The sequence below is a fragment of the Pseudomonas sp. FW305-3-2-15-E-TSA4 genome, from assembly GCF_058787295.1.
In genome coordinates this window covers 14,981-33,315 of the sequence record NZ_JBYSZP010000031.1, presented here as the reverse complement: position 1 = coordinate 33,315, position 18,335 = coordinate 14,981, and the positions used below count along the sequence as shown (strand labels likewise).

Here is an 18,335-nt window from a genome sequence, read left to right as displayed (position 1 = left end):
GTTTTCATCCTTGCCGCCGGGCCGGTCGAGTTTGACGAAGATATTCACCGGAGGCAGCGAAGTTTCCGGAGTCTGTTGGAATACCTTGACCCGATATTGCAGCGTATAGGTCCCGGTCACGAAGCGCTGGGGCGGGACATACAGGGTGACACGCTCGCCGACATCCTCTGGCTTGACGAGGGTGGTCTGGTCGACCTGAATACCGTCGAGCAGCAGCTCGATGTGGTCACCTAAACCCATACGGTCCCAAGGTGGACAATAGACTTTCAGCCCCTTGTCGGGCGCCAGCAACTGCGCGGCGGCAATATTGATCCCCCACACCCCTCCCTCCAGGGCTGGCTGCGTACGGTCGGGTATTTCCAGTTGCCGCAGAGTCTCGGGGGGCGGGAGGCGAGGGGGCTGAATAAGCATGCTGAAGACTCCAGAGTCGTGGGGGGGCAAAGGCTCTGGGTTATTTAGGGGCAGGTGGCGAGCGTTGGCTACTGTCAGAAATTACAGGTAAGGACGTATTTGCGATGAACGGTCGTGAGCCCTGGCCACTGGCTCGCCGCCTATCAATGTGGGAGCGGGCTTGCTCGCGAAAGCGCCGGTTCAGTCACCTGTGATGTTGAATGTGCCGGCTTGCTCGCGAACAGGCCGGCACATTCAACATCACAGGTGACTGAACCGGCGCTTTCGCGAGCAAGCCCGCTCCCACAGGGGGTGGGTGTTTCAGATGAAGACAATTTCGTAGGGCAGGCGCATCCGTTCCAGGATCACCGGGGGCAGCATCGGCGCGATGCCGATCGCCGGTTCGCCCTTGAGCTGGCTGGCATAGGCGTGGGTGGCGTGGCTTTTGCGCGCCACGGTCCAGGTGTCGAGGCGCAGTTTGCGTGCACGATCCCAGGGGATCAGGCTCTGCTCGCGCTCCGGCCAGTGCCAGGCCCAGACTGCCACGTCGTGATAGGTGGCTCCGGCTTGGGCTGCCGCTTTGGCACTGGCACGTCCGACCGCTTCGTGGTCGTCGTTGCCGTCGTTGCGCCAGGTGCTGAACACCACGTCGCCGGGGCGCAGATAACGCGAAATGAAACTGCTGATTTCGGTCTCGCGTTCGAGCAGCGCGTTGTCGGTGAACCCGCCGCGCACCCATTTCAGACTGTGCATCGGCAGGCCGAGCCGACGCAGGGCTTCGACGCTCTCTTGCGGACGGAACACGCTCAGGCGTTTTTCCGACCACTGTCGCGAGCCGGGATGGCTGGCGCTGCCATCAGTGATCGACAGCAGTTGCAGCGGATGACCGAGGCTGGAGAGCAATTGCAGGAGCCCGCCACAGGTCACCACTTCATCACCCGGATGCGGGGCGACGACGACGGCGCGAGCACCGGGGGGAACGAGGCTATGGGTGTTGATGACGGGAATGTTGTCCAGCTGCGGGGAACTGTTCCAGATCTGTACCGGCGGCGGGTTTTCGTTGAGGAATAACGGTTTCATGGGTGCTACGTCCTTGTCGAGTCAGGCCCTCAATCGAATCTGCACCGTAGAAAGGCAGGTGCGCTCGACCCGTGAAGGCGAATGGATTGCTGTGCGACGCTCCGAACCCTGGATTGCCGCGCAGCAGAGTATTGCTCATGAAAACCGGTTCGTCGCGTCACAGATCAATCTGATCCGCTTTTTTTATGTCTAACTGTACCAATTTTCGCAGGTAGTCCCCGAATCCGCCCCGGGCACGGCTGTCCAGACGGGCGCTGGTATGCACTTGCGGGCGATGGCTCCAGGCGATGTCGGCACCGAGCAATTCCAGTTGCCGCACCAGTTGCACGTCCTCATCACAGGTCAAGGGGGCGAATCCCCCGGCCCAGCGATAAGCATCGGCACTGACCCCGAGATTGGCGCCGTGGATATGGCGATGCCCGTCCCGCGCCTGATAGTGACTGTGATAGCGAATTTGCGCGCTTTCGTCGAATGTCTGATCCCAATGTTCGACGGTCACCGTGCCGCACACCGCGTCCGCACCCAGCCCCAACTGTGCCACCAGCCAGTCCTCGGCCACACGGCTGTCGGCGTCGGTGCAGGAGATCCAGCGCGCGCCACGCTCCAGCAACACCTGCGCGCCAGCGGCCCGGGCCTGGCCGACGTTGCGGGCGTCGATGTGCAGACTCAGTACCGGAAAGCCGCTGACGATCTGCGCCGAGCGATCAGTGCAGCTGTCGAGCACCACCAGCACTTCGACCGGCTCGCCGGCCAGCAGCCCGTGTTTACTGGCGCGCACGGCGGCCGTCAGGCACTGTTCCAGCAGGTCTTGCTCGTTATGCGCAGGAATCAGAATGCCGATCATCGCAGGCCCTCCAGTGCGGCCACCGAGCGCGGCTCACGGCTCCAGACTTCAAGGATGAAGTCGGCTTCCTGATGCAGCGCCAGACGCGGTAGCGGTAATTGCTCGTGAATCAGGTCATGTACCTGCCGCGCGTTGAGCGGGCAGCCATCGATGGGCGGGCGCCAGTGGCAGGCCAGCAACTGGCCGTCAGCCGTCAGGGATTCACTGATGCGGCGGATCACTTCTGTCAGATCCTGGGCATCGAGGTAGTAGCCGATTTCGCTAAATACAATCAGGTCGAATTTTTCCTCCGGCCAGTCACCGGGCAGGCGACTTTGGCGCACCTCGGCATGGTCAAACAGGCTCAATCGGGTACGCGCCAGATTCACCGCGGCACTGGCGGTGTCGCAACACAGCAGGCGGTCGCAGCGCTCGGCGAGTTCGGCGCTGAGTTCGCCATTAGCGCAGCCGGGCTCGAAGATCGCCCGATAATGCGCGCGGGGCAGGGCGGCGAGGGTGATAGCGCGTTTGCGCTGTTCGTACCAGCGCTCGCGGAAGGCCCAAGGATCGTCGTTGGCGCTGAACAATCCGTCGAAGTAACGATCATCGACGCTCATAGGAACACCACTTCGAACGGTTGCAGCAGACGATCCAGCACGTACGGCGCCAGTACCGGTTGCAGGCCGGCTTGCGGGTCGCCTTCCAGTTGGCTGGCGAATGCGTGTACTGCGTGGCGTTTGCGCGCCACTTGCTCGGGGGACAACAGAATCTTTCGTGCGCGCTGCCACGGCACCGAAGCGTCTTCGGGGGAGGCCCAGTGCCAGGTCCATACCGGCAATTCGTGGCAAGTGGCGCCGACCCGCCGCGCGGCTTCGATACTGGCGCGGCCGGCGGCTTCGTGATCGCAGTGGCCGTCCTCGCACCAGGTGCTGAACACCACGTCGCCCGGGCGCAGGTGGCGTTCGATGAACGCGACCAGCGACGGCTCATCCGCGGCGACCTGACTATCACTGAACCCTCCGCGCAGCCATTTCATCCGGTGCAGCGGCACGCCGAGTCGGCGCAGGGCTTCGGCCGATTCCTGCGGCCGTACCACGCTCAGGCGTTCGACTGACCAGCACTCGGAGCCGGGATGACTGGCGCTGCCATCGGTGACCGAGATCAGTTGCAACTGACGCCCGGCGGCGGCCAGCAACTGCAACATTCCGCCGCAACCGAGCACTTCGTCGTCCGGGTGCGGGGCGACGATCACCGCCCGCGCGCCCGGTGGCACCAGACTGAGGACATCGACGCTGTCCAGCGCCGCCAGGTGCCGCGAATGTTGCCATTGCAGCAGTGAAGTGCCTTGGTGGCCGATGATCGGATCGGGTTTATTAGCGGCATTCATAGCGTCCAGGCCTCCTCGGGGTGTTCAGCCAGCGTTTGGCCAAGGGCCGCCAGATCACGCTCGGCATGGCTCTGGCGCAGGAACACCGGCAGATCGGCGCTCAACCGGGCGAAGTGCCGATCCTTGCAGAATGGCCCGGCACCCAGCGCCCGACCGGTCTCGCGCATCACTTGCTCAGCCGATTGCTCGACCACGGCGCGGGCACGCCGGGCCAACAGTTTGGCATTGGCTTCGGGATGCGTATCGATGTGCAACGCACTGAAACGCAGCACATTGGCCGCTGCGTACAGCGCCGAATCGACCGCGCCGAGGTGGGCAAAGGCGTGCGGCTCCTGACGTTGCGCGCAGTGTTGACGCAGTGCCTCGGCGATCTGCCGCGCCGCGCCGTACCAGCACGCGGCGATGCCGATCCCGCCTTGCCAGAAACCCGGACGATGCAGGTAGTCGCCGGGTTCGCCAATGGCCTGGGCTTCGGCGCCGTCGAAAAGCACTTCAACGCTGCCGGTGGCGCCCATGCCGACCGCTTGCCAGCCCTGATCGGTGATGGTCACGCCCGGTTGATCAAGTGCCACTGCGACCAGTTGCTGACGGTCCTCGGCGTCCCACGCGGTGAGCAGCGCATGGCTGAGCACCGCCGCCCCGGAGCACCAGGCCTTGCGCCCGTCGAGGCGCACCATGTGCCCGGCCGGTCGCACCTGCACCCGAGCCTGCGGTGGTTCAGCCGCCCACATGCCCCAAGTGCTGCCCGGTGTGGGCGAACCACCGAGCTGTTCGATGATCGCCAATGCGTCGGTGTGGCCTTCGTAGAGTTTGCACAAGCCCAGATCATGTCCGCCGACTTCAGCCAGACGCTGAAAACGCTCCAGCGTGCGGCCGCTGCCCGGTAACGGCAACTGATCCAGACCGGCCTCGACCAGCGCCCGCAGGCAATGGCCGAGTGCGGCGGTGTCGCGATAGTCGGGCGGGCGGCGCGCCAGATAACTGTGCAGGTCCATATCAGTCTTCTTCTTCGCGTTGCAGTTCGAACAGCAGCAGCGAACGGCCGGTCACCGAGTATTCATGGCCGAAATCGAAGCGTTCCTGACCGCGAATCGACGGCTGATTGGTGTCGATCATGCAGGTCCAGAAACTGCCTTCCGGCACTTCCGGCAGGCTGAAGTTGACGATGTCGTGGTGGGCGTTGACCACCAGCAGCAGCGTCGCATCGGCACCCTTGCGGCGGATCCCGGTTTCCTGCGCGCGACCGTCGAGCAGCATGCCCAGGCAGCGGTTGTGCGCGTCATGCCAGTGCTCGGTGGTCATCTCGGTGCCGTCCGGCGCCAGCCAGGTGACGTCCTTGACGCCGATGTCCTCGTTGTATTCGCCGACCAGGAAGCGCCCGCGACGCAGGATCGGATAAGCCATACGCAACTTGATCAGGCGTTTGACGAATTTGAGCAGCGCCTTGCCGTCCTCGCTCAGGTCCCAGTTGACCCAGCCAATCTCGCTGTCCTGACAATAGGCGTTGTTGTTGCCGTCCTGGGTGCGGGCGAATTCGTCGCCGGCAACGATCATCGGCGTGCCCTGCGACAGCAGCAGCGTGGCGAAGAAGTTGCGCATCTGCCGGTGGCGCAGCGCATTGATCTCCGGATCATCGGTCGGGCCTTCGACGCCGTGGTTCCACGACAGGTTGTTGTTGCTGCCGTCCTGGTTGTTCTCGTCGTTGGCTTCGTTGTGCTTGTCGTTGTACGACACCAGATCGTTGAGGGTGAAACCGTCGTGGGCGGTGATGAAGTTCACCGACGAGTACGGCCGCCGTCCACGCTGATTGAACATCTCGCCGGACGCGGTCATGCGGCTGGCGAAGTCGGCAACCTGGCCGTCGTCGCCTTTCCAGAACGCGCGCACGGTGTCGCGGAATTTGTCGTTCCACTCGACCCAGCCCGGCGGGAAGTGGCCGACCTGATAGCCACCGGGGCCGCAGTCCCACGGCTCGGCGATCATTTTCACCTGACGCAGCACCGGGTCCTGACGGCAGGCGACGAGGAAGCTGTGACGCTCGTCGAAACCGTCGTGATAGCGCCCGAGAATCGTTGCCAGGTCGAAGCGGAAGCCGTCGACATGCATCTCGCTGGCCCAGTAGCGCAGCGAGTCGGTGACCATCTGCAGCACGCACGGGTGACTGAGGTCGAGGGTGTTGCCGGTGCCGGAATCGTTGATGTAATAGCGCTTGTCGTCGGGCATCAGGCGGTAGTAGGAGGCGTTGTCGATGCCGCGCATCGACAGGGTCGGACCTTGTTCGTTGCCCTCGGCGGTGTGGTTGTAGACCACGTCGAGAATCACTTCCAGATTGGCCTCGTGCAGGTGCGCGACCATCTCCTTGAACTCGGCGATCTTGCCGCTGGCCAGATAACGCGGATCCGGGGCGAAGAAGGCGATGCTGTTGTAGCCCCAGTAGTTGGTCATGCCCTTTTGCAGCAGGTGCTGGTCGTTGACGAAAGCATGGATCGGCAGCAATTCCACACTCGAAACGCCGAGTTTGCGGATATGTTCGAGCACGTCATCCACCATCAACCCGGCAAAGGTACCGCGCACGTTCTCCGGCACCGAAGGGTGACGCATGCTGATGCCGCGTACGTGGGTTTCATAGATGATGGTTTTGTCCCACGGCACGCTGACCCGATGGTCGTTGCCCCAGGTGTGCGCCGGGTCGATGACCTTGCACTTGGGCACGAACGGCGCGCTGTCGCGTTCATCGAAACTGAGGTCGGCGTCGGGGTGGCCGATGGTGTAGCCGAATAGCGCCTCGGACCATTTCAACTCGCCGACCAGTTGTTTGGCGTACGGGTCGATCAACAGTTTGTTGTGGTTGAAGCGATGGCCGTTCGCCGGGTCATACGGGCCATACACGCGGTAGCCGTAGATCAGCCCGGGATGGGCATCGGGCAGATAGCCGTGATAGATCTCATCGGTGTATTCCGGCAGTTCGATGCGCTCGAGTTCGACTTCGCCGGCATCGTCGAAGATGCACAGTTCAACCTTTGTGGCATTGGCGGAAAACAGTGCAAAGTTAACCCCCAGACCATCCCAGGTCGCACCGAGCGGGAAGGGCAGGCCTTCACGGATTCTCGAAGGTTCAGCGTGCGCTGCGGGCTCGGCATTCTTTGGACGGGTCATGATTGCTCCTGCAAATCGGGGATATTCTCGGCTGATACAAAACCTTGTAGGAGTGAGCCTGCTCGCGATAGCGGTCTGACATTCAATCGCGATTTCGCCTGATACATCGCTATCGCGAGCAGGCTCACTCCTACAGGAAGGTTGTATGTTTCTTGAGGACGAGTGAGTCCTCGGTGGCGAGCGAACCCGCCACACGGTCATTCAGTTCAATAATCCGGGTGTGTCAGTTGGCCGGGGGCTTGCGGGGGGCGCGCGGCTTTTTCTCGGCGGCTTTTTCGCCCGGTGGAATCACTTTGGCGGCGCTGGAAGGCTTGGCTTTGGCGTCCGCAGGCGCCTTGGGCTTGGCCGCCGGGGTCTTGCCTTCGCTCGCTTTGCCGGTCGCAGTCTTGCCGGCGGTTTTACTGCCCGCAGCCTTTGGCGACTTCTTCGGCGCGAGGGCCTCGGCTTCGGCCAGTTTGCGCGCCATTTCCCAATGACGCGCTTCATGACCTTCAGGTTTGCCCTCCGATTCCCAGATCTGATAGGCAAACTCGCGGATGCGTTTATCGTCGGTACTCATCGCAATGCTCCTGAACTGAACTCGTCGTTACGTAAAGAGTTGGATAAACAGATTGACCGGGAAATCCCCCAGCGCGGCGCTGACGTTCAGCTCCCTGTTTTTTGTGACTGCGCTGCTGTGAAAAAGTCCCTTCAGGTTTGTGTCAGAGGCGGCGAACGGTAAAACCACCCGTGTATCGCCCCAGCGCAGCGCATCCACCTGTGGCACGGCACTGTTTTCCAGCAACGTCGCGCAGCGGATCGGCACGATCACGATGGCGTAGCGGCCCTCGTGCTCACGGGCGAATGCGAGCACGTTGTGCGCCTGCTCGCCCAGCACCTCCAAGGCCTGATACGTGCCCCGGCGAAACAGCTCGGCGTGTTCGGCGCGCAGGTTCAACACCTCGGCGATCAACGCTTGCTTGATGCGCCCGTCACGCCAGTTCGCCAGCAGCTCCGGGAGCGGCGCGTGTCCGTCCAGAGCCTGCGCGCGCGCGGCGTAATCCACCGGCCGGCGGTTGTCCGGATCGACCAGGCTGAAGTCCCAGAACTCGTTGCCCTGATACAGATCCGGCACCCCCGGCACGGTCATGCGCAGCAAGGTTTGCGCCAGACTGTTAAGGGCGCCGGCTGCCGCCATGCTGTTGACGGTCTTGCTCAGTGCGGCACGCAGCAGCTCACCTTCATCACCGGTGAGCAGGCGTTGGGTGAACGTCTGCGCAGCGTTTTCGTAGGTTTCATTCGGCGCGCTCCAACTGCTTTGCAACTTGGCTTCGCGCAGGGCTTTCTGTTGCCACTGCCAGATGCGTTCGGCGTAGTCGCTGAAACCTGACTGATCGTCATCGCTCAGTTGCAGCGGCCAACTGCCGAGCAGCGCCTGATACAGGATCAGTTCATCACCGGACGACGGCACTTGATCATCGTCGCGCAACGGCCGGGCGAGGGCGCGCCACAACTCCACCTGTTCGGCGTACCAGTGGCTGCGTTCACTGAGCACCGCCAGTCGTGCGCGGGTGTCTTCGCCACGTTTGTGGTCGTGAGTAGCGGTGGCCAACAAGTTGTCGGGGAACGCCGCCAGCCGTTGCTGATTGACCGCGTGGAAATCACTGACCGGTGCGCTGAACTGCTCGGTGTTGTAGCCGACGTCGTTGCGCGACAGCAGCACCGCCGAGCGATACAACGCGGTGTCTTCCACGGCTTTGGCCGCTGCCGGCGACGTCAGTTGCTGGAAGCGTACGCAAGCGTGCTTGAGGATCTTGCGCGAGCGCCCGCGCGGCTTTTGCCGCCAGGGCGTGCCACCGAGCCAGGCCGCCACACAGTCAAGCACCGGCCAGTCGCCTTCGCCCAGCGTCTGCCGCGCGCCGTCCATGGCCTGCTCGAAGAACTGTTCATCCTGCGCCGCGCGACCCAGCGCATTGATGTAAGTGCGATACACCGGGAAATGCACGATCAGCGCCTGCAACACCCGGCGAATTGCGCCGAGGGTCAGGTCGCGGGTCATCAGGTCGTCGCGCGCCACTTGCAGCAGCGCCTGGGCGACGCTTTCAAAATCGCTGGCCAGCGAGCCGTTGAGGATCTGCTGGCGCGCCAGTTGCGCTTCTTCGATGAACGCAGCCGGGCGCTCGGTACGGCGCTGCCACAGGTCGCCGAGGACATGTTCGCCATCGGGGTCGTGTTGCAGCAACGACAGCTGATTCATGAACTCGTAACCGGTGCTGCCATCCACCGCCCAATCGGTGCGCAGGGTTTCGCCGGCACCGAGAATCTTCTCGACGTAGATCGGCAAGTGCCGATCCGGCGCAAGCAAGTCGAGGCGCCGCCGCAGCTTGCGGCAATAGCCACGGGGGTCGGCGAGACCGTCGATGTGGTCGATGCGCAAACCGTCGACCAGGCCTTCTGCGATCAACTGAAAGATCTTGCCGTGAGTGGCTTCGAACACGGCCGGACGCTCGACGCGCAGACCGCCGAGTTCGTTGATGTCGAAAAAGCGCCGCCAGTTGATGTCGTCCGCGGCGGTGCGCCAACTGGCGAGACGGTAGCTCTGGCGTTCGAGCAACTGGTGCAGCTTGTCGAAGCCTTCTGCAGTCGTGGAGTCGTAATGCGCGAGACTTTCCTCGATCGCGGCGAGAATTTGCGGATCGCTTGCCAGCTCCTTCAATTCAGCCTTGAGCGGCATTGCCAGCGCATGGGCGTCGGTCTGGTAGCTCAGGGTGCTGAAACGATCGGCCAGGGATTTCAGCGCTTCGACCGGTTTAAGCAACTCGCCGTAGTCATTCGGGCAGATCGGGAAGTGGTGCTCGTAATGCTCGACGTGGAAGCGACCTTGCTGCGCATCGAAGCGCAGTTTCAGCGTGCCTTCCTGCAGCGCGACGCCGTAGTCGCTGCCGAGAAACGGCAACAGCAACTGGCCTTCCATCAACGGGTCCGGCGAGTGCCACTGAATGTCGAAGAACTCGCCGTAAGGGCTCAGTCGGCCCCACTCCAGCAGATCGAGCCACCACGGGTTGTCACCGCCGCCGACCGCCATGTGGTTGGAGACGATGTCGAGGATCAGGCCCATGCCGTGTTCGCGCAGGGTGCTGACCAGACGACGCAGCGCCGGTTCGCCGCCGAGTTCCGGATTGACCTGGGTCGGGTCGACCACGTCGTAGCCGTGCATCGAACCGGCGCGGGCCGCGAGCAGCGGTGAGGCATAGATGTGGCTGATGCCGAGGCGGGCAAAGTACGGCACCAGCGGCACCGCCTGTTCCAGAGTGAAACCCTTGTGAAATTGCAGGCGCAGGGTGGCGCGCAGGGGTTGGATGAGGGTCTGGTTCATTGGTCACGCTCGGCAGCTTGCAGGCGGGCGCAGGCCAGCAGTTCGAGGCGGCGCGCGGCATCGGCGCCATCGAGCAACGCTTCGCTGTTGCCGGGCAGGCGTCGCGACCAGTTCGGGTGGCTGTCGATGGTGCCCGGCAGGTTGGCCTGCTCGTCGATGCCCAGCGCATCTTCCAGCGGCAGCAGCACCAGTGGTGCACGGGTGTGGCCGAGGAACCGCACACTGGCGTCGACCACTTGATCGGCTTCGTGGGACTCTTCGCGAAAATTTTGCGGGTCTTGGCTCAAGGCCCCGCGCAAGCCTTCGCGCTCGCGCTGGCGATGGCGGCGCCATTCGATTTCACCGTTGGCGTCGACAAATTCCAGACGCGCATTCCAGTCGATATCGCGGCCATGCCACCAACCGTTGAGCGTCGGCAGATCGTGGGTGCTGGTGGTCGCCAGCGCGTTGTCCGGCCAGTCGAGGATCGGTTTGAAATACGTGTTGTCCTGTTCGAACAGCAGCACGCGCATGCCAAGAATCGCCCGCGCACTCAGTTTTTCCCGCAGACCGTCGGGCACGGTGCCGAGGTCTTCGCCGAGGACGATCGCCTGATGTCGATGGGACTCAAGGGTCAGCAGGCGCAGCAGATCGTCAAACGGGTAATACAGATAAGCGCCATCGGCCGGGGCCGCGCCGTTGGGGATCACCCACAGGCGTTGCAGGCCCATGACATGGTCGATGCGCAGCCCGCCAGCGTGGGCGAAGTTGGCGCGCAGCATGTCGATGAACGCACGGAAGCCGTTGCGGATCAGGCCTTCCGGGGAAAACGCGGAAATCCCCCAGCCCTGACCGGAGCGATTGAGAATGTCTGGCGGCGCGCCAACGGTGAGCGAGGCGAGCAGTTCGTCCTGAAAGCTCCAGGCCTGACTGCCGGCGCCGTCGGCACCGACCGCGAGATCGGCGATCAGGCCGATGCCCATGCCGGCACTGCGCGCAGCCGTTTGCGCGCGCTCCAGGCAGCGGTGGATCAGCCACTGGCAAAAGGCGAAGTAATTGATGCGTTCGGCGTATTCCTCGGCAAAGGCTTCGAGGGCGGCGCCGCGCGGGTCATGCCAGTTTGCCGGCCATTCGCGCCAGTCGAGGCTTTCGCCACGGGCGGCGCGCATTTCCTGAATGGCTTCGAAACGGCAGTGGTTTTCCAGGGCTTCGCCACCGGCATGGCGAAAACTGGCGAAGTCCGGATGCAACGGGTGCTCGCCCGCGACGAAGCCGTCGTACAAGGCTTGCAGCAATTTCTGTTTGGCGTCGGCGGCCGCCGGCCAGTGGATCAGCTTCAAGTCTTCCAGTTGCCGGAATTGCTCGGCCAGACCGCTGGCGTCGATCGCATCACGCAGGGCGCGTTCGCCAAGGATGGCGCCCGGTGCGGCATACAAGGCGTTGAGAAACAGGCGGCTGGACGGCGAATAGGGGCTGTAGCGTCCGGTGTCGGCGCTGAACATCGCATGCAGCGGACTGATTGCCAGCGCATCGGCGCCACGCTCGCCAGCCACCCGCGCCAGTTCTTCCAGCGCCTGGGTGTCGCCAAAGCCGCAATCGCCGGGGCGGCGCAGACTGTACAACTGCGCGCTCAACCCCCAGACGCGAGGGATCGGGTTGTCTACCGCATCTCCGACGCTGAAGCAGCGCTCGGGGGCCACGGCCAGGGTGAAATATTGATCGGCGATGTGCACCTGCTGATAACCGACCGGGATCATACCGGGCAGTTTCGCTTCGGCGTCGAGTTTGAGGTTAAGCCGTGAGCCGTCTTCGAGGTGGATTTCGCAAGGGGTTTCAGGCTCGAAATAGCGGGCCAGGTCAACGCTGACCCCGACATCTGCGGTCAACAGTGGCGGCAGGTGGCGATCCTGCTGCACTTGCTGCAGTTGCAGCAGACTGGCGTCGATTTCCTGTGCGGTATTGGCCGGATGACCCAGGCCGGTGAGAACATTGCGCAGCACCGCCGGGGCGACTTTCTGCGGGCGGCCGTTGGCGTCGATCCAGTCGACGGCGAGGCCGGCGCGGCTTGCGAGTATTTCCAGTTGCGCATCGCTCATAGGCGCTCTCCATCCAGAGGTTGCAAGGGGGTTGCGGCCGTGAGGCTGACAAGCGCGCAATACGCGGGCAGTACGCCCGGTTCCGACAGGGCAACGGCGGGCGGCTGTTGAAACAGCCACACGGCGTCGGTCTGTGCAGGGTTGACCACTGGCGTATCGCTGAGGTTCAGGTCAATTCGCAGCTCACTGCCATCGCCCAGGCGCCAGCGTGCACTGACCGCACCGAAGCCGAGCATGTGCGCCCCAAGCGCCTGGGTCCCGGACAGATTGGGAATGATGTAGCGGTGGCGCAATTGCAGCAGTTGCCGGTACAGCGCGAGGGTTTCCTGCTGTTTTGCGCTGCCGCTGCCGACCAGGCGAGGCTGCGAGGCGTGGAAGGTCTGCTCGGCATTCGGATCGGGAATTTTTTCGCGTTTGTGCGGATCAGCGAAGGCGCTGAACCCGGCGAATTCATTGCGCCGACCTTCGCGCACCAGATCCGCCAGTTCACCGTGGTGGCTGGTGAAGAACAGGAACGGTTGCTCGGCGGCGAATTCGTCGCCCATGAACATCAGCGGAATCATCGGTGACAGCAGCAACAGCACGGTGGCGGCCTGCACGGCGCGTGGATCGGCCAGTTGATGCAAGCGTTCGCCGAAGGCTCGGTTGCCGATCTGGTCGTGGTTCTGCAGGAACAGGATGAAAGCGGTGGAGGGCAGGTGTTCGCTGGGCTCGCCGCGCGGTTCGCCGTGGCGGGTGATGTGGCCCTGAAACACGAAGCCCTGGCTTAGGCAGCGCACCAGTTGTTCGGTGGGTTGCAGCGCATAGTCAGCGTAGTAGGCGTCGGTTTCGCCGGTCAGCAGCACGTGCAGGGCGTTGTGGCCGTCGTCGTTCCACTGCGCGTCGTAATCCTCTTCAAGCAGGCTCGACTGGTTGAGCTCGTTTTCCACGGTCAGCCAGACGTGGCGGCTCGGATCGATCTGCTGACGAATACGCTGCGCCAGTTCGGGCAGGAAATCCGGGCTTTCGATCGCGTGCACCGCGTCCAGGCGCAGTCCGTCGAAACGGTATTCGAGCACCCACATCAGCGCGTTTTCAATGAAGAAGTCCCGCACTTCACGGCGGCGGAAATCGATCGCCGCGCCCCAGGGCGTGTGCTTGTCTTCGCGGAAAAAGCCTTTGGCGTAGCGCCCGAGGTAATTGCCGTCGGGGCCGAAGTGGTTGTAGACCACGTCGAGAATCACCGCCAGCCCATGGCCGTGGGCGCTGTCGATCAGGTGTTTGAGTTGTTCCGGAGTGCCATAGGAGGCTTGCGGTGCGAAAGGCAGCACGCCGTCATAACCCCAGTTGCGTGTGCCGGGAAACTGCGCCAGGGGCATCAGTTCGATGGCAGTGATGCCCAGCTCGACCAGACGCGCCAGATGCTGCTCGACTTCGGCAAAGCCGCCGAATGCGCCGACATGCAGCTCGTAGATCACCGCTTCGCTCCACGGCCGGCCGTGCCAGGTGGTGTGGCGCCAGTCATAGGCCAGCGGATCGACCACCACACTGTGGCGGTCAAGGTCGCCGTCCTGGGCGCGGGAGGCCGGGTCCGGCACCTCCAGTTCACCATCGATATTGAAGCGGTAGCGGGTGCCCGCCGGGCACCGGGTCTTGATCACGAACCAGCCGTCTGCCTGCGGTAACATCGGCAAGGACTGGCCGTCTTCAAGTTCGACACTGACGTAAAACGCATCCGGTGCCCACAGCGCAAACTGAGTGTGTTCGGCGTCCTGCATGATCGCGCCGTGGGGCCAGTTTTCTTGGGTCCGTAACGGCATTGTGAAAAGCTCCCTGAGTTATTTGTGGCCGGCTTTACCCAGCGCCTTGGCGACCAGTTGTTCGTAGAGTTCGGCGTAGGGTTCGACCGCTTTGCACCAGTTGAACGGCGCGGCCATCGCTCGGCAACGCATGGCATTGAGCAGTTCGGGAAAGGCAAAGACCTTGAACGCGCGGCTCAGGGCTTCGCGGTAGCTCTCGACAGTGGATTCGTCGAAGAGGAAACCGGTGACGCCGTTCTCGATGGTGTCGGCCAGGCCGCCGGTATTGCGCGCCACCGGCAACGAGCCGAAGCGCTGGGCGTACATCTGGCTCAGGCCGCAGGGTTCATAGCGCGACGGCATCAACAGGAAATCGCTGCCGGCGAACATGCGCCGGGCGTCGGTTTCATTGAAGCCGATGCGCACGCCGATCTGCCCGGGAAAGCGCAGCGCCAGTTCACGCATGGCCTGTTCTTCTTCCGGCTCGCCACGGCCGATGATTGCGATCTGGCCACCGTTCTGCACGATGTATTCGGAGACGGCTTCAGTCAGGTCCAGACCTTTCTGATAAACCAGACGCGAGACCACGGCAAACAGCGGGCCGCTGGAATCGTTCAAGCCAAACAGTTCACGCACGTGGGCGGCGTTCACCGCTTTGCCTTCCCAGTCGCCGATGGCGAACGGCGCGAACAGGTGTGGATCAGTCGCGGCGTCCCAGCTCTCATCGATGCCGTTGGGGATGCCGCTGAGCAAGCCTTGCTGGGTCTTGGCGGCGAGAAAACCGTCGAGACCGCAGCCGAAATCCGGGGTGGTGATTTCCTGCGCGTAGGTGGCGCTGACCGTGGTGATGTGGCTCGAATAGGCCATGCCGGCCTTGAGGAACGACATCTTGCCGTAGAACTCCATGCCTTCCTGTTGCAGGGCGTGGGTCGGAATACCTAGCTCCGGGCACGAGCCGAGGCTGGTCACGCCTTGATAGGCGAGGTTGTGAATGGTGAACAGGGTCGGCGTGCGCTGCCCGCGCCAGTGCATATAGGCAGGGGCCAGGCCAGCGGGCCAGTCATGGGCGTGCACCAGATCCGGGCACCAGTGAATTTGTGCGAGGTTGGCGGCGATGTCGGCAGCGGCCAGGCCCAGGCGGGCGAAACGAATATGGTTGTCCGGCCAGTCGCGACCGTTGTTGGCACCGTACGGCGAGCCTTCACGCTCATACAACTCGGGGCAGATCAGCACGTAGATCACCAGCCCGTCCGGCATGTCCATACGGCCGATCTTGCACGGAGGCAATGCGGCATGCCCGCCGAGTTCGCCGATGATGTGGATCGGGTTCTCGCTGTGCATCACCTGCGGGTAACCGGGGATCAACACGCGCACATCGTGCAGGTGCGCCATGGCGCGGGGCAGGGCGGCGGAGACGTCCCCCAGACCACCGGTCTTCACCAGATCGGCGATTTCCGAGGTGACGAACAACACTTTCTTTTTGTTGGGATTCTGGCTGGCGACCGGCGTCAGCGTTTTGGTGCCCGGGACGTTGATCGACCGGCTGCCGGGAAGACTCACCGTGCTCGATTCACCAACCGCCTGCTGAGCACGCTCTCCCTGAATATCCAATGCCGCACTGATCATATGAATCTCCCGTGTCGTTGATCTGATTCTTGTATCGAACAAGCTGTGGCCAAATCCTGTGGCCGGGCGCAAACGCGCCACGCATCGGTGAGCAAACGCTACCCAACACGTGCAAGCAGAATGGGTGAAGGGGCCGTTGCAAGGATTGCACCAGTCGCGTTGACCCTGCCTTTCAGATGACCCGCCGCCATCTGCAAAAGTTTCGACAATTTTTCGGGTTTGTGACTGGCCGGTTTTAATCCGCGAAAGTCAGTCTAGGCCAGATCCTAGAGCGGGCGAGAGCAAACGGGTAAATTGTTCGACAATCGGTTTGCAGGCAGCGAAATCCGTGGTGTTCAAGCAGGAACGCACCGACGAAGGGCAGGTTTTTTTGAGGGAGAGGGCTAAAACGGTGACTGATCGGTCACGATTTCGTGCTAGTGCAAAGGGAGGGCGCACTGTTGTGGTGCGGGCAGTTTGTTGATGTGTTGTCTATTAAGGCCCCTTCGCGAGCAAGCCCGCTCCCACAGTTGATTTGTGTACGACGCATTTCCAATGTGGGAGCGGGCTTGCTCGCGAAGGCGTCAGTCAATTCACCGCAATCGAAATGTTGCGATCAATTCAACAGGCGCAGCGGGCTCCCGGCGGCCCACCCCTGAATATCCTCGATCATCTGCGCAAAGAACTGCGCATAGTTCTGCCGGCTGACATACCCCACATGTGGCGTGGCCAGCACATTGTCCAATGTGCGAAACGGGTGCAGTTCAGGCAGCGGCTCCTGATCGAACACATCCAGCGCCGCGCCGGCGATCTTCTGTTTCTGCAACGCCTTGATCAGCGCCGCCTCATCGACGATCGGCCCGCGCGCGGTGTTGATCAGCAGCGCGGTGTTTTTCATCCAGTCCAGCGCCTGCGCATCGACCAGCCTGCGGCTGCGCTCGCTGAGCACCAGATGCACCGATAGCACGTCGGCCTGTTCGAACAATTCCTGCTTGCTGACCCAGGTCACCCCGGCTGCTTCAGCGCGTTCAGCGGTGAGGTTTTCGCTCCAGGCAATCACGCGCATGCCAAATACCTGACCGAATTGCGCGACCTTCTGGCCGATGCTGCCCAGACCGAGAATGCCCAGGGTCTTGCCGTGCAAATCACCGCCCAGCCCTTGCTGCCAGCCACCGGCGCGCAGGGAGTTGGCTTCGTTCAGCAGATTGCGCGTGGCGGCCATGATCAGCGCCCAGGTCAGCTCTGGCGCCGCATGTTTGTAGCTGTCGGTGCCGCAGACCTTGATCCCGAGGCCAGCGGCGGCCTGCATGTCCAGCGCCGCGTTGCGCATGCCGCCGGTGACCAGCAGCTTGAGGTTCGGTAGACGCTGCAGCAGGTCCTGATCGAAACGCGTGCGCTCGCGCATCACGCAGATCACCTGGTACTGGCCCAGTCGCTCGGCCAGTGTGGCGTTGTCTGCCGGGTAGTCATGCACAAACGTCACTTCGCCAATGCTGTCGAGCACCGACCAGTCGACCACGTCCCGTGCCACGTCCTGCCAGTCATCGATCACTGCAATCTGCACCGCCATCAGCCTTACCTCATCAACGAACGGGATTGGTGTTGTTCAGCCAGCCGAGCAAGGCCTGGTGAAACTTCGCCGGTTCTTCCATCTGCGGCGCGTGGCCGAGGCCGGGGAATTCCACCAGTGTCGATTGTGGAATCAGCTTGGCGACCTGCTTGCCGAGCACCTCATAGTGGCCGATTTTCGCCTTGACCTCGGGGGACGCGAGGTCCTTGCCGATGGCCGTGGTGTCGGACGTGCCGATCAACAGCAGGGTCGGCATCTTCAGGTCCTTGAACTCGTAGTACACCGGTTGGGTGAAGATCATGTCGTAGATCAGCGCCGAGTTCCACGCCACCTGGGTTTTGCCCGGGCCATTGCTCAGGCCGGCGAGCATGTCGACCCAGCGGTCGAATTCGGGTTTCCAGCGGCCGTCATAATAGGTGTTGCGCTCGTAGTCGCGAATGCCTTGGGCGGTGACTTTGAGTTCGCGCTGATACCACTGATCCACGGTGCGGTACGGCACGCCGAGGGCTTTCCAGTCTTCCAGGCCGATCGGATTGACCAGCGCCAGTTGTTCGACCTGATCCGGGAACAGCAGCGCGTAGCGAGTGGCGAGCATGCCGCCGGTGGAATGGCCGAGCAGGGTGGCTTTCTGGATGCCCAAGGCCTTGAGCAACTGTTGGGTGTTGGTCGCCAGTTGCTGGAAGCTGTACTGGTAGTGGTCGGGTTTGCTGGAGGTGCAGAAGCCGATCTGATCCGGCGCGACGACCCGGTAACCGGCCTCGCTCAAGGCCTTGATCGAACTGTCCCAGGTGGCGGCGCAAAAGTTCTTGCCGTGCATCAGCACCACGGTGCGCCCGTTGGCCTTGCCGTGAGCGGCGACGTCCATGTAGCCCATTTGCAGGGATTTACCTTGGGACTGAAAGGCAAAGTGTTTGAGCGTGTAGGGGTATTGGAAACCTTGCAGCTCCGGGCCATAGGTCTGGCCATCGGCGGGTGCAGTTTCAGTGGGCGCGGCAGCGTGGGCGAACAGCGGCAGCGCAGCAGTCAGGACCAGGCCGGGCAGCCAGCGGGATAGCGTGACGGACATAAGGGCAAACTCCATGGAAATCGGCCGATGCTGGAACGCCCGGATTAGGG

General features: G+C 62.8%; 13 protein-coding genes and 1 pseudogene. All 14 read right to left on the bottom strand.

Features of this window, described 5'->3' with window-relative positions; translation table 11 throughout:
• Positions 1-411 (bottom strand): annotated as a pseudogene (locus AC3WMV_RS27870) (hypothetical protein); the annotation flags it as partial.
• Between the two features lie 300 nt (positions 412-711).
• Positions 712-1,470, bottom strand: coding sequence for a PIG-L deacetylase family protein (locus tag AC3WMV_RS27865; RefSeq protein WP_103369514.1), 759 nt, complete (start codon positions 1,468-1,470; stop codon positions 712-714).
• Positions 1,471-1,627: 157 nt separating this feature from the next.
• Positions 1,628-2,314: a glycosyltransferase family 2 protein gene (locus AC3WMV_RS27860; RefSeq protein ID WP_103369516.1), complete on the bottom strand. Its 687-nt coding sequence runs from the start codon at positions 2,312-2,314 to the stop codon at positions 1,628-1,630.
• Positions 2,311-2,910 (bottom strand): SAM-dependent methyltransferase, encoded by a 600-nt coding sequence (locus tag AC3WMV_RS27855; RefSeq protein WP_049827864.1) that lies wholly within the window; start codon positions 2,908-2,910, stop codon positions 2,311-2,313. Before AC3WMV_RS27855 ends, AC3WMV_RS27860 begins: the two co-directional genes overlap by 4 nt.
• On the bottom strand, positions 2,907-3,680 hold the full coding sequence (locus AC3WMV_RS27850) for a PIG-L deacetylase family protein (protein WP_103369517.1): 774 nt from the start codon (positions 3,678-3,680) through the stop codon (positions 2,907-2,909). The genes AC3WMV_RS27855 and AC3WMV_RS27850 overlap by 4 nt, the downstream gene beginning before the upstream one ends.
• Positions 3,677-4,675, bottom strand: a complete 999-nt coding sequence (locus tag AC3WMV_RS27845) for an acyl-CoA dehydrogenase family protein (protein WP_103369519.1) — start codon at positions 4,673-4,675, stop codon at positions 3,677-3,679. The genes AC3WMV_RS27850 and AC3WMV_RS27845 overlap by 4 nt, the downstream gene beginning before the upstream one ends.
• A 1-nt stretch (position 4,676) precedes the next feature.
• Positions 4,677-6,836, bottom strand: coding sequence for a glycogen debranching protein GlgX (gene glgX / locus AC3WMV_RS27840; protein ID WP_103369521.1), 2,160 nt, complete (start codon positions 6,834-6,836; stop codon positions 4,677-4,679).
• A gap of 223 nt (positions 6,837-7,059) precedes the next feature.
• On the bottom strand, positions 7,060-7,395 hold the full coding sequence (locus AC3WMV_RS27835; RefSeq protein WP_103369523.1) for a DUF2934 domain-containing protein: 336 nt from the start codon (positions 7,393-7,395) through the stop codon (positions 7,060-7,062).
• A gap of 27 nt (positions 7,396-7,422) precedes the next feature.
• The gene (locus tag AC3WMV_RS27830; protein WP_103369524.1) at positions 7,423-10,191 is read right to left on the bottom strand and encodes a malto-oligosyltrehalose synthase; all 2,769 of its coding nucleotides are present in this window, start codon (positions 10,189-10,191) and stop codon (positions 7,423-7,425) included.
• Positions 10,188-12,266 carry a 4-alpha-glucanotransferase gene (gene malQ / locus AC3WMV_RS27825; RefSeq protein WP_103369526.1) on the bottom strand — a complete coding sequence of 693 codons (2,079 nt, stop codon included), beginning with the start codon at positions 12,264-12,266 and terminating at the stop codon, positions 10,188-10,190. The genes AC3WMV_RS27830 and malQ overlap by 4 nt, the downstream gene beginning before the upstream one ends.
• Positions 12,263-14,065, bottom strand: coding sequence for a malto-oligosyltrehalose trehalohydrolase (gene treZ / locus AC3WMV_RS27820; RefSeq protein WP_103369528.1), 1,803 nt, complete (start codon positions 14,063-14,065; stop codon positions 12,263-12,265). The genes malQ and treZ overlap by 4 nt, the downstream gene beginning before the upstream one ends.
• Before the next feature lie 18 nt (positions 14,066-14,083).
• Entirely contained in the window at positions 14,084-15,670 is a 1,587-nt protein-coding gene (glgA, locus tag AC3WMV_RS27815; RefSeq protein WP_103369530.1) for a glycogen synthase GlgA, read from the bottom strand.
• Positions 15,671-16,265: 595 nt separating this feature from the next.
• Positions 16,266-17,219, bottom strand: a complete 954-nt coding sequence (locus tag AC3WMV_RS27810; protein WP_103369531.1) for a D-2-hydroxyacid dehydrogenase family protein — start codon at positions 17,217-17,219, stop codon at positions 16,266-16,268.
• A gap of 13 nt (positions 17,220-17,232) precedes the next feature.
• Positions 17,233-18,285 (bottom strand): alpha/beta fold hydrolase, encoded by a 1,053-nt coding sequence (locus tag AC3WMV_RS27805; RefSeq protein ID WP_103369532.1) that lies wholly within the window; start codon positions 18,283-18,285, stop codon positions 17,233-17,235.
• Between the last annotated feature and the right edge of the window lie 50 nt (positions 18,286-18,335).

What these genes read in the sequence shown, in the direction of transcription:
- AC3WMV_RS27865 (WP_103369514.1), bottom strand. Translation starts at nt 1,470, where the DNA reads ATGAAACCGTTATTCCTCAACGAAAACCCGCCGCCGGTACAGATCTGG.
- AC3WMV_RS27860 (WP_103369516.1), bottom strand. Translation starts at nt 2,314, where the DNA reads ATGATCGGCATTCTGATTCCTGCGCATAACGAGCAAGACCTGCTGGAA.
- AC3WMV_RS27855 (WP_049827864.1), bottom strand. Translation starts at nt 2,910, where the DNA reads ATGAGCGTCGATGATCGTTACTTCGACGGATTGTTCAGCGCCAACGAC.
- AC3WMV_RS27850 (WP_103369517.1), bottom strand. Translation starts at nt 3,680, where the DNA reads ATGAATGCCGCTAATAAACCCGATCCGATCATCGGCCACCAAGGCACT.
- AC3WMV_RS27845 (WP_103369519.1), bottom strand. Translation starts at nt 4,675, where the DNA reads ATGGACCTGCACAGTTATCTGGCGCGCCGCCCGCCCGACTATCGCGAC.
- glgX (WP_103369521.1), bottom strand. Translation starts at nt 6,836, where the DNA reads ATGACCCGTCCAAAGAATGCCGAGCCCGCAGCGCACGCTGAACCTTCG.
- AC3WMV_RS27835 (WP_103369523.1), bottom strand. Translation starts at nt 7,395, where the DNA reads ATGAGTACCGACGATAAACGCATCCGCGAGTTTGCCTATCAGATCTGG.
- AC3WMV_RS27830 (WP_103369524.1), bottom strand. Translation starts at nt 10,191, where the DNA reads ATGAACCAGACCCTCATCCAACCCCTGCGCGCCACCCTGCGCCTGCAA.
- malQ (WP_103369526.1), bottom strand. Translation starts at nt 12,266, where the DNA reads ATGAGCGATGCGCAACTGGAAATACTCGCAAGCCGCGCCGGCCTCGCC.
- treZ (WP_103369528.1), bottom strand. Translation starts at nt 14,065, where the DNA reads ATGCCGTTACGGACCCAAGAAAACTGGCCCCACGGCGCGATCATGCAG.
- glgA (WP_103369530.1), bottom strand. Translation starts at nt 15,670, where the DNA reads ATGATCAGTGCGGCATTGGATATTCAGGGAGAGCGTGCTCAGCAGGCG.
- AC3WMV_RS27810 (WP_103369531.1), bottom strand. Translation starts at nt 17,219, where the DNA reads ATGGCGGTGCAGATTGCAGTGATCGATGACTGGCAGGACGTGGCACGG.
- AC3WMV_RS27805 (WP_103369532.1), bottom strand. Translation starts at nt 18,285, where the DNA reads ATGTCCGTCACGCTATCCCGCTGGCTGCCCGGCCTGGTCCTGACTGCT.